Genomic DNA, 10,153 nt, shown 5'->3' with positions numbered 1-10,153 from the left:
CGGGGTTTCTCGTTGTTATTTGTTTAATTATCTGTTGTATTTGGAAGAGGTCGGGGTTGGAGATTCTATTGAAGACACGATGAACGCGGGAGTTCCCACATTTCACAAGCACTACAGCTATATCCTCCACCTCGATCTCACCTTCAACAGAGCCACCCGACGACTACAATGTTTCCCCGAGTCCTCCTTTTACGCCTTTGAATACCGAGAATGGCACAAAGAGCCGGATGAATCGAATTCGAACGAACCGACAAACTAAAACCGGCTTCCGCTAAGGGACCCGGCCTCATAAAACAGAATGAAAAACGAAAAACTTTCTCGGGAAAACAACAAACTTTCCCGTACAAAAAATTCGGACGAACCGAATCATCGCCAAACTCAATGAATGAAACTGAAATAAAGGGAGGACAAAGTACAAAAACGGATTCGTTCAGAAAACAAAAGAAACAAACTCTGTCTGGGGAAAGAAAGAACAAAGATTCAAAAAAGAAAAACAGACAAAAGTCTCCGTTCCCCAAGGGACAGGGGACCAGTCACGAAACCAGCCGGATCAACTCCGTCACCGATCAATACACCAAAACGAACCAGCCCAGCCAGCCCCAAAAACCCGCTCTACAAAATCAAATCGTCAACGAACAAAATGACGAACAGAGCAAGCCAACAAGCGGAATGGATGAAATCAAAAATCCATCTTCAAACCGTTGATCGGATATTTCATATAAACCGTAGTCGTACGAGCACCCGAAGTGATCGTAAGTAGATCCAAAGGATTCAAGCCGATACTGTAAAATCCTTCGTCGATCATCGCGATCCCAAATCCTGCGCTTTCTTTTTCATTTAAAAATTCGGGCCGAAAAAAATCGGCAGAATTTCCCTGATCAAATAATTCCTTATGTTTGAGTCTAGACTCTTGGATTCTCTCAAAGTCGAGGTGATGGATCGGAGAATCGTTTCTAATTCTAAAACTCAATTCTTCGTTCGTAATCCGTATTTTAAGCGAAATATTCATATTGTATTTTTGGATTTTACCGCGGACATCCTCAAGAAACGACTTTTCACTCTCGCTCAAAACCTTTTTCTTCGTCCTGATTTTATCCTCCAAAGAAAGAACCGTCTGCACCTGTTTTTTCACTTTCTCAGGAACGATATAACGATGCATCGCGTCACGCAACACCGAGGTCTCCATGATAATTTCCAGTAGCTCTTCCGCTTCTTGACGACTGGATTCGCCTTGTTCCAATTTTTTTAAGAGTTCTTCCCGGAAGATGATGTGACGAATGTTCGCTTTGATTGCGTTTAACAACGCTTCCATCAAACCGCTAAAGAGATGAAAGCCGGCTAACGGATTCGCTCCAATCTCTTCTAAAATTCCGTTTACCAATTCGGATAAGATATCCCTCGTAGGTTTTGTCAGACCTTTTAGCTCAAGGTGAAAGAATTTTCTTTTTTTAAGATCCTCGATATTTTTCAGGATCTCACCACCTTTCAACGCCGTTTTCTGGTTTGCCATATATCCCCACCGAGTTTTTTAGGTATCATTGATGCACAAAGTCTTTTGCGCAAGTTTGTTTTAATCATGGAATCAAAATCCGGCATTTTTGAATTAATCACACCGGACCTCGGAGATACCGACAAAATCGAACTCGTTCACTGGAATTCGAAGTTGGGAGACTCCGTACAACCCGGACAAGAAGTATTGGAACTCGTAACCGATAAGGCCTGCTTTCCTATGGAATCTCCGGTACATGGTAGACTAACGCAAATTATAAAAGAGAAGGGTTCTATCGTCCGCAAAGGGGATGTGTTGGGAATTTTGGAGCTTCTGATAACGGAATGAAAATCCTTCATTTATCCGATCTGCATTTTCCTACACGAATTCCTATCTTTCAGTTACGAGGAAAGAGGATCGTCGGATATCTGAATTATACGTTGCGAAGAAGAAAAAAATACCCTCTTAAAATATGGCAGGCAATCCTATCCTTCGTCGAAGAATTCAATCTGGATTCCATCGTAATCTCGGGAGATATCACGAACGTTTCGCACGAAACGGAATTCAAAGAAGCATGGAAATTGTTAAACGAACTCCCGAGGAAAAAAGTTTTCTACATACCGGGAAACCACGATCGTTATACGCGAGACGCGGTCGGCAAACACGCGTACTACGAAAAATATTTTTCGGAACTTTCGGGCGACTCGATCCTTTCAGCGAACGAGGAATACATTCGTATAAGAAAAATCGAAGATCTACACTTGGTGGGATGGGATTCGAGTTTACCACTTCCTATTTTGGGGGCTTACGGAAACGTTTCTCCCGAGATCGTCGAGAAAACGTTGTCGATCCTGGAGGAAAAAAAAATCCGGGATTATATACTCGTATGTCACCATCCCATTTGGAATCCTTCTCATAGACAAGAAACGTCCCATCATAAACTGATCAACCGCGAAGAAGTCGCGTCGCTGCTGAAACAAAGACCTCCGCTTGCGTTTTTACACGGTCACGTTCACACCAATTGGGTCAAACTACCCGGCGAGGAACTTCCGTATCACGTAGTCAACTCCGCTTCTAGTACAAGAACCTCGGACGCAAAACACGATTGCGGGTTCCACGTTCTCGAAGTGACCGGATTGAATTTAAAAATCAAACGTTATATGTATCAATCAGAACAGTCTAAATTCACGGAAGCTCCCCTGGTTTCCTATTCGGAAAAGGAATAATATGGCAACGATCGAAGCAGTTAAGATTCAAAGAGAACTTACCAAAATCAAACATCCCGAACTCAAAAAGGATATCGTATCCTTGGGAATGGTGGGGGCCTTGGATATACAGGAAGGCGAAACCAATATCCTTCTAAAAACCCCGAATCAGGATAGAAGGATTCAAATCGGTCTCGAAGCGCAGATTCGTCAGACACTTACGAAACTGGAAGGAATCGGTAAGGTAAAAATCAAATTCGAAGTGGACCCGAAATTGGTTCTCGACGATTCGAACAAAATACCCGGAGTAAAAAACGTGATCGCAATCGGCTCCGGAAAAGGCGGCGTCGGAAAATCCACCGTAACCGTAAATTTAGCGGCGATGGCGGCTTCGCTCGGGTACAAGGTGGGGGTTTTGGACGCGGATATCTACGGACCATCCGTGGGAAAGATGTTCGGAGTGAACGGTCGAGTCGCTCTCAAAGCCGAAGAAGATAAAATTTATCCCTTGGAAAAAGACGGAATCAAACTGATTTCCTTCTCCTTTCTCATCGACGAAAAACAACCCGTGGTCTGGCGCGGACCTATGCTCGGAAAAGCCGTCGAACAGTTCTTATACGATATCGTCTGGGACGAACTCGATTATCTTTTCATCGATCTTCCTCCCGGAACCGGGGACGTACAACTTTCTTTGGCGCAACTCATCGACTTAGGCGGAGCCGTAATCGTCACCACACCGCAGACCGTCGCATTACTTGATGCGACAAGAGCGTCCGCGATGTTTTCCCAAGTAAAGGTGCCTATCCTCGGAGTCGTAGAAAACATGAGCGAATTCATTTGTCCTCAATGCGGACACGCTTCTGCCATATTTAGCAAAGGTGGAGGTCAAAAGTTGGCGGAATCTTCCGAAGCACGTTTCTTAGGAGGAATTCCTCTGACTATGGATGTGATGAACGCGGGAGAAGACGGTAAGCCGTTCGTATTAAAGGAAAAAAACACTCCGGTGTATCAGGCATACAAAACCATCTTCGATCGTCTCAACGAAGAAATAAAAAAGTGGGAATAATACGAGCTTTCGAGTCTGTTGTTATAAGTGACGGGAGGTGAACCTTGAAGTTTGAAAAGGGATCCGAAAAAAACCCTACGGGCAATCTGATCGTATATTGCAACGTCTTTGGGGAAAACCCTCTCAGCCCCGGAGGGAAAATCATCGCGTCTAACGTGGTGGTCAGCTTTTTGAAAATCGGCGAAAATTTTCCCGTTGTCACGTTTCCTCCGGTTTCTCTGGAGAGTTATGATGAACTCAAAAAAGTGATTTCGGAAAACATAGATAAGTACGACGTCATCAAAATCAAAGACTTTGAAATGCCTTCTTCCAAGGACGCTTCCAACGATTACATCCAAGAAAGAATGGATCAGTTCAACAGCGTAGTAATCAAATACGTGGAAATATGTAAGAACCGCGAGGTTGGTGGGGGACAGGTGCATTTTCCTGAGGAAGAAAGCGGTGTTCGTGAATATCTGGACGCACTCGCAAATCTTTCCTTAAAAATCCGCAGATCCACGGGGATCGCAAGGGAAGCGTCGCTTATCAAAATGGATCAATTGGTGGAAAACTTTTCCACAAAACATCCAGAATTCGATCTCGAGAATTTCAAACGCGCCCTGTTTTTACCCGGTCAAACCGGAGAAGAACTGATCGGTCTGTATCTGCAGAAGTTCAACGCGATTTCCAAGGAAAACTACGAAGACGCGTCCACTCTGAAAAAACGAATTCACGATATCGAATATTCGGCGTAATTTCCCGTAGGGCTTCGGGCGTCGAGTACGGCCCCTTCGCCCTACGTTCCCGCCCGCCCCAAATACATCAAGATTTTCGAATATTCAAAAATCCCCCTAAACGATTCCGTCCTACTCGTCGTATGTCTTAGGAGTCCATCTCGGATACAAATCCAATTCGACACCCAAAAGACGAAAGATACGTTCGCTGACGAAATCGCCGAGATCCTCCAATCCGCCCGGCATCTGATAAAACCCCGGGGATGCGGGAAGAATCGTAGCACCCGCGTCGTGTAATTCGAGCATGTTTTTGAGATGGATTCGGTTGTACGGAGTTTCTCTCGGAACCAATATCAAGGGCCTTCTTTCCTTCAGCGTTACGTCCGCCGCTCTATCGATCAGACTTTCCGTCAATCCTGCGTTGATCGAGGCGACGGTTTTCATCGAACAAGGAACTACGACCATCGCCTTCCAAGTGTTGGAACCGGAAGCGATATCCGCTCCAATATCCGCAAAATTCCGGATTTCGAAACGATGGGTCGCGGAATTCAATCCGTATTTGGTATGAATAAAGTCCAAAAGTTCGGCGGGAGAAGAAACCGAACAACACATTTCCTCACGAAACACACGCAACGCGGCAGGGCTACAAACGAAAAAGGTCGTGCCCTCGATCGTGGATAAGGCTTTGATAAAACGTTCCGCATAAATCGAACCGCTGGCACCCGCAATACCCAAAACCAATCTCATCGTTTTTTTTTCCACGAGTTATCCATGAAATGAAGTTCCCCTTCGAATTCGTTTAACGTTTCCCAAAACAAAATCACGTTCCTAAGATCACCAAAAACAAAATACGATCGGCTAAAAGCCCGGAAAACAACAAAAGCGAAATCATGGAATGAATCCGATAAAACCGGGGAGGAAATAAATTTTCTCCCGCTCCACGGGCGATCTTATGTTCCTGAAAAAGGAAATACGCGGTGATTCCCGCAAAGACGAGAAACACCGGTCCCAAAGAGGAAACGATCCCCGCCGCAAATAAAAATACCACACAAAAGATATGAGTGACCGCGGCGATTTTCAAAGAATTCCCGCGACCGAATCTCGCGGGAATCGAATGTAACCCCGACTTAGAATCGAATTCCCGATCCTGCAACGCATACAGAATATCGAAACCTGCCAGATTGAACGCGAGGCCGATCGTCCACAACACCGGCTCCCAAACGATCTCTTCCCGAATCGCAACCCAAGTCGCGAGCGGAGCCAAACCGATGGAAATCCCCAAAATATAATGACAAAACCAGGTGAAACGTTTGGCCAAAGAATATCCGAGCAAAACGAACAGAGTGGGAAAGGAGAGCGCAAAGGCCATCGGATGAATCCACCAACTGACCGTACAAAAACCGATCGAAGATAAAACGACAAACCAAGACGCGGCTTTCAAAGAAATTTTTCCTGCGGGAATTTCCCGATCTTTTGTTCTTTCGTTTTTGGAATCGATGTCCCGATCCACGATCCGATTAAATCCCATTGCGGCCGATCTTGCAAACACCATGGAAAACAGAATCAGAAACGACAACCATATCCATTCCGCCATCGACTTCCCCGGAGTTTTGAGAAAGGCGAGAACATAGGCGATGCCCGCGAAAGGTAGGGCGAATAAGGTATGGGAAAATTTGATCAAACTTCCGTATTGTTTGAGTAAGGAGAGGGCGGTATTCATAAACCGGTTTCACTTCCCGTTCTAAAATTCGTTTCCTACATAAATTGAAATTCGAAGTCTAAAAAGCGATGATTTTTTCCGCGCGTCTCCAAGGATACGTTTATGACTCTCGTTTCCACAAAACCGTCCACTTCTAAAAATTCCATCCGCGCGTTTTTGCAAACGATCGTAACAGATCCGGTTCTTCATTCCCGTTGGCTCAACACGATTTCCTTTTTGGAACACATGGGCTCTCGAAAAATTCTCGCGACACAAAGCGGTTTCGGAACCGACGAGATGATTTTACGTCACGCATCGGAAGAGGCGAGACACGCTCATTTTTTTAAACGGATGAGCGAACGAGTTTCTCCTGGAAGTTGCCCGGATTATAAACCGGAACATCTTCATTGCGGTTTTCCTGCATTCCTGTATTTTCAGAGACTGGACGGAATGGTCCATAAAAACCTAAAAGAGGACGTTCAGACGGGAGCCAAACGATCGTATCTTTCCTATTTGTACGTAACTCATCTGATCGAGGAACGCGCCGATTTTCTCTACGCGGAATACGATCGCGTCCTCGAAACGAACGGAATTCCCGTACGTCTACAATCGATTCTCAAAGAGGAAGAATCCCATCTTTCCGAAATGAAAAACGCTCTCTCCGCGGAAGATCCTAAATACGAAACACGTTATGCGATCTTTCAGGAAAAAGAAGAAATCAATTACGGAAAGTTCGAATCCTCCCTTTTAAAATCGGTAGGACTCGCTTAAACCAGAATGTTTCGGAAGAAGTTCAAACCGGCGTTTCTACTTATTTCCATTTTTTGCATATTCAATGATTGGAATGTATTTCCGGAAACTGGCGGATTGCGGGACCGTCCCGTCAGCGTCGTATTCGTCTGCGAACCTTCCGCAAAAGCGGACAAACCCCGGTATTACAAATCGACGTCCCTATTTTTTAAACGTCTGAAAAACAAACGTCTTCAGGAAAACGGGACCGCGTTTTTCGTGGGTTACGGAGCGTTCGCCTCCGAAACTCCGGAAGAACAACTCCGTCTCGCCGGTCAAAACGGATACGACTTGTATATTTTTCCGCAAACCGCGTCGCAGAATCCTCCGACTTCCGCTTCCACAAACGCCGTTCCTTGGATTTCCTTCGTCGTGGAAAAAAAGGAAAACATACAACCGCAAATTCGAACAAAACCGGATCCGAAAAGGATTTCCCCGAAGCAAAAAAGAAAAAACAAGAACTCAAAGCCGAAACCCGATGCAAAAAAATCCACAGGGAAACCTTTGGAGTCGGTTCCCGGCGAATTCGATCTGACCCTCGGCGTGGGGCAAACTTCCGGAACGAACAACGCTCCGACTCAGATACAATCTACATCCGCCGTTTCGAAAACGAAAAAAGGGAAAAACGAAACTTCTCAAAAACGAAAGGTTTCGAAAACGAAATCGGTTCCAAATTCCACCTCCAAAAAATCGAAAAAAAATCGGAAATCCGATGCACGGACAAAACCGGATTCCTTCGTGGAAACTTCTTCCTCGACGATTACGGCGGAGCGGAGTAAAACGATCGCGACTTCGATCGGAAACTCCTCTTTCGAATTGAGTTTCGATTCTCTGAAATTCTGGTTTTCTACGTTCGCAAATCCGAACGAACTTTCTTGGACGCAGGACAGAATTCTTTTCTTAGCCGGAGATAAAACAGCGGAGGAATGGAATCAAATTCTTTCCGGAAAACCGGACGACACGACCGCGATCCGCCTTTTAAACTCCGCGCAAGATCTGCGATTCAACGAAGGAATTTATTATACCGGCTGCGCTTCTTCGCGAATTCCGAACGGAATCTCCGTTTTGAATTTCTTCTTTCGAGGAGATCGATTGATTCGACTGAAGCAGGAAAGTTTTTCCCTCAACAGCGACGGTTCGGGGAAATCCTGGGAACTCGAATGACGATTTTACTTTTCGTGCAGACCTTCCCCCGAAAACCTGGACTGCATGAGTCTGAATTGCGGCATCGTCGGCCTTCCCAACGTAGGTAAATCCACTATTTTCAACGCCCTTACCAAAGCGGGCGCGCAGATGGAAAACTATCCTTTCTGCACCATCGAACCGAACAAAGGAATTGTGGAAGTTCCGGATGCAAGACTGGATCGTCTCGCGGAAATTGCAAAACCGCAAAAAATCGTTCCCGCGATCATCGAATTCGTGGATATCGCCGGTCTCGTCAAAGGCGCAAGTCAAGGAGAAGGCCTTGGAAATAAATTCCTTTCCCACATTCGGGAAGTGGATGCAATCTGTCACGTTGTGCGCGCTTTCGAAGACGAAAACGTAACCCACGTTCACGGTAAGGTAAATCCGGTGGACGACGCCGCGGTCGTAAACATGGAGCTGATCTTTGCTGACCTGGAAAGCGCCGATAAACAATACCAAAGAGTCGCCAAAAATGCGAAGAACGGCAACAAAGAAGCGCAGGAAATCGCGGTGGTCCTCGAAAAAATTCTGGAGCTTCTAAAAGCCGGAAAACCCGCGAGACTTGCCGATCTCAAAGACGAAGAAAAGAAAATCGCAAAGTCCTTTCAGCTTATCACCTATAAACCCGTCATGTATGTCGCAAACATCGCGGACAAAGACGCAGCCAAAAAAGATACGCCGCTCCTGCAACAGATTCGCCAGATGGCCAAAGACGAAAACGCCGAACTCGTGATACTCTGCGGTAGGTTCGAGGAGGAAATTTCCGGTTTGGATCGTAACGAACAACTCGATTTTCTTGCGGAAATCGGAGAATCGGAAAGCGGACTCGATCGCATGATAAAAACTGCATATAAACTTTTAGGACTCATCACTTTCTTTACGGCCGGAGAAGTGGAAGTGCGCGCTTGGACGACTCCGGTGGGTAGCACGGGACCGAAAGCGGCGGCGGTGATCCACTCGGATTTCGAAAAGGGGTTTATCCGCGCCGAAGTCATGAGCTACGAAGATTTGGACCGTGCGGGATCGCAGAACAAAGTAAAAGAAGAGGGTAAACTGAGAATCGAAGGAAAGGAATATATCGTACAAGACGGGGACGTGGTTTACTTTCGGATCAACGCATAAGTGTAGCATTTTCTATGAGCGGGAAATCGAGACCACGCACCGCACGGGATTCATTCGTGCCGACTTAATAAAAGTTTAATAGATAAGGATCCACCAAGAATCGAACCCTTATCTTAAAAGCGCTGAATCGGTCCGAGCATACGAACGCCTCGGATCCGAAAATAAAACGGAAGAACTCCGGAAATCGTTTATGATAAAACGCGAAAACGTCATAGGTCGCACAAGTACAGATTCGATCTTCTTGCAGATGTACGATTCTTCCGATCATCCTACATCGTATGCAGTTCGACACGAACAAAAAGAACAAAAAAATTTACGAAGGTCGCATCAAGAGCCAACACTATATAAACGATCGCATTCCCTTCGAAATGAAAAAATTCATTCCTCCCGCCTGCGTCCATCGCCGCCTTCATCCACCGAGGAACATCGGCGAACTTTGGCAGAAAAATATAAATTAGACAGACAATCAAAGAAAACATTCTATTTATAGAATATTCAAAAAACCTCCAAACAACCGAGGCCGCTTAAAACGCAACGCTCCGCCCGAAGATCTTCTGAACAGCTCGTAAAACGTGAGAAATCCCACAATTCAAAACTTTCAAGATTTGTTATTGTATGAGTTCCTACGTTTTGAAGTTTTGGAACTCGAAAGCAATTTCATATCCTTTCAAAATCGGACCGAGAATTTTTCTTTTTTCTATAATCCGATCGAATTTCCTTTTTCGCATAAAATGAAGAGGTTTGGGATTCAATTTCATTTTTTGAAAATCCGTTTTTCTTTTCTTTTCTGAAAAACGCGTATAAATTCTAACATTTTTTCTAAAAATGGTTTGACCGTCTGGGTGACGTAATTAATTTGGATCATGCGCCGCAGAGGACGCCCTG

The 10,153-nt window shown here is 45.3% G+C and carries 12 protein-coding genes; 9 read left to right on the top strand and 3 right to left on the bottom strand.

Annotated features, from left to right (window positions below):
• Together EHQ17_RS19350 and EHQ17_RS19345 are read left to right on the top strand one after the other, a co-directional pair.
• Window positions 1-259 (top strand): DUF1564 family protein (locus tag EHQ17_RS19350; protein WP_135736229.1); only part of this gene is annotated, 259 nt, incomplete at its 5' end.
• A gap of 122 nt (window positions 260-381) precedes the next feature.
• The gene (locus EHQ17_RS19345; RefSeq protein WP_135592877.1) at window positions 382-705 is read left to right on the top strand and encodes a hypothetical protein; all 324 of its coding nucleotides are present in this window, start codon (window positions 382-384) and stop codon (window positions 703-705) included.
• Here EHQ17_RS19345 and EHQ17_RS19340 read toward each other — a convergent pair.
• Window positions 680-1,510: a hypothetical protein gene (locus tag EHQ17_RS19340; protein ID WP_135592875.1), complete on the bottom strand. Its 831-nt coding sequence runs from the start codon at window positions 1,508-1,510 to the stop codon at window positions 680-682. The genes EHQ17_RS19345 and EHQ17_RS19340 overlap by 26 nt on opposite strands.
• A gap of 66 nt (window positions 1,511-1,576) precedes the next feature.
• Here EHQ17_RS19340 and EHQ17_RS19335 point away from each other — a divergent pair, with 66 nt between their 5' ends.
• Genes EHQ17_RS19335 through EHQ17_RS19320 form a run of 4 tightly spaced genes read left to right on the top strand, consistent with a single transcriptional unit; the run spans window position 1,577 to window position 4,494 of the window.
• Complete coding sequence (locus EHQ17_RS19335; protein WP_135592873.1) at window positions 1,577-1,837, top strand: lipoyl domain-containing protein; 261 nt, start codon at window positions 1,577-1,579, stop codon at window positions 1,835-1,837.
• Entirely contained in the window at window positions 1,834-2,715 is an 882-nt protein-coding gene (locus EHQ17_RS19330) for a metallophosphoesterase family protein (RefSeq protein WP_135592871.1), read from the top strand. The genes EHQ17_RS19335 and EHQ17_RS19330 overlap by 4 nt, the downstream gene beginning before the upstream one ends.
• 1 nt (window position 2,716) lies before the next feature.
• A complete protein-coding gene (locus EHQ17_RS19325; protein ID WP_135592869.1) occupies window positions 2,717-3,760 on the top strand; it encodes an Mrp/NBP35 family ATP-binding protein in 1,044 nt (347 codons plus the stop codon).
• 44 nt (window positions 3,761-3,804) lie between these two features.
• Window positions 3,805-4,494, top strand: a complete 690-nt coding sequence (locus EHQ17_RS19320) for a hypothetical protein (RefSeq protein ID WP_135592867.1) — start codon at window positions 3,805-3,807, stop codon at window positions 4,492-4,494.
• Between the two features lie 111 nt (window positions 4,495-4,605).
• On the opposite strand, the gene EHQ17_RS19315 is transcribed toward EHQ17_RS19320, so the two are convergent.
• Both EHQ17_RS19315 and EHQ17_RS19310 read right to left on the bottom strand, forming a co-directional pair.
• Window positions 4,606-5,220: a UbiX family flavin prenyltransferase gene (locus tag EHQ17_RS19315; RefSeq protein WP_135592865.1), complete on the bottom strand. Its 615-nt coding sequence runs from the start codon at window positions 5,218-5,220 to the stop codon at window positions 4,606-4,608.
• Between the two features lie 73 nt (window positions 5,221-5,293).
• Window positions 5,294-6,193 (bottom strand): UbiA-like polyprenyltransferase, encoded by a 900-nt coding sequence (locus tag EHQ17_RS19310; RefSeq protein WP_135592863.1) that lies wholly within the window; start codon window positions 6,191-6,193, stop codon window positions 5,294-5,296.
• 102 nt (window positions 6,194-6,295) lie between these two features.
• Between EHQ17_RS19310 and EHQ17_RS19305 the strand changes: the two genes are divergently transcribed.
• From EHQ17_RS19305 to ychF, 3 genes are read left to right on the top strand one after another with little or no spacing between them, the layout of a single operon-like run.
• Window positions 6,296-6,943, top strand: coding sequence for a hypothetical protein (locus EHQ17_RS19305; protein WP_135592861.1), 648 nt, complete (start codon window positions 6,296-6,298; stop codon window positions 6,941-6,943).
• A gap of 6 nt (window positions 6,944-6,949) precedes the next feature.
• A complete protein-coding gene (locus tag EHQ17_RS19300) occupies window positions 6,950-8,125 on the top strand; it encodes an LIC11612 family fibronectin-binding protein (RefSeq protein WP_135592859.1) in 1,176 nt (391 codons plus the stop codon).
• Window positions 8,126-8,170: 45 nt separating this feature from the next.
• Window positions 8,171-9,268, top strand: coding sequence for a redox-regulated ATPase YchF (gene ychF / locus EHQ17_RS19295; RefSeq protein ID WP_135592857.1), 1,098 nt, complete (start codon window positions 8,171-8,173; stop codon window positions 9,266-9,268).
• The last annotated feature ends 885 nt before the right edge of the window (window positions 9,269-10,153 follow it).

The organism is Leptospira gomenensis (genome assembly GCF_004770155.1).
GTDB lineage: Bacteria > Spirochaetota > Leptospiria > Leptospirales > Leptospiraceae > Leptospira > Leptospira gomenensis.
The sequence above is the reverse complement of the archived record's forward strand: the minus strand, read 5'-3'. Positions and strand labels throughout refer to the sequence as shown.

What these genes read in the sequence shown, in the direction of transcription:
- EHQ17_RS19330 (WP_135592871.1), top strand. Translation starts at nt 1,834, where the DNA reads ATGAAAATCCTTCATTTATCCGATCTGCATTTTCCTACACGAATTCCT.
- EHQ17_RS19305 (WP_135592861.1), top strand. Translation starts at nt 6,296, where the DNA reads ATGACTCTCGTTTCCACAAAACCGTCCACTTCTAAAAATTCCATCCGC.
- EHQ17_RS19310 (WP_135592863.1), bottom strand. Translation starts at nt 6,193, where the DNA reads ATGAATACCGCCCTCTCCTTACTCAAACAATACGGAAGTTTGATCAAA.
- ychF (WP_135592857.1), top strand. Translation starts at nt 8,171, where the DNA reads ATGAGTCTGAATTGCGGCATCGTCGGCCTTCCCAACGTAGGTAAATCC.
- EHQ17_RS19300 (WP_135592859.1), top strand. Translation starts at nt 6,950, where the DNA reads ATGTTTCGGAAGAAGTTCAAACCGGCGTTTCTACTTATTTCCATTTTT.
- EHQ17_RS19335 (WP_135592873.1), top strand. Translation starts at nt 1,577, where the DNA reads ATGGAATCAAAATCCGGCATTTTTGAATTAATCACACCGGACCTCGGA.
- EHQ17_RS19315 (WP_135592865.1), bottom strand. Translation starts at nt 5,220, where the DNA reads ATGAGATTGGTTTTGGGTATTGCGGGTGCCAGCGGTTCGATTTATGCG.
- EHQ17_RS19345 (WP_135592877.1), top strand. Translation starts at nt 382, where the DNA reads ATGAATGAAACTGAAATAAAGGGAGGACAAAGTACAAAAACGGATTCG.
- EHQ17_RS19325 (WP_135592869.1), top strand. Translation starts at nt 2,717, where the DNA reads ATGGCAACGATCGAAGCAGTTAAGATTCAAAGAGAACTTACCAAAATC.
- EHQ17_RS19340 (WP_135592875.1), bottom strand. Translation starts at nt 1,510, where the DNA reads ATGGCAAACCAGAAAACGGCGTTGAAAGGTGGTGAGATCCTGAAAAAT.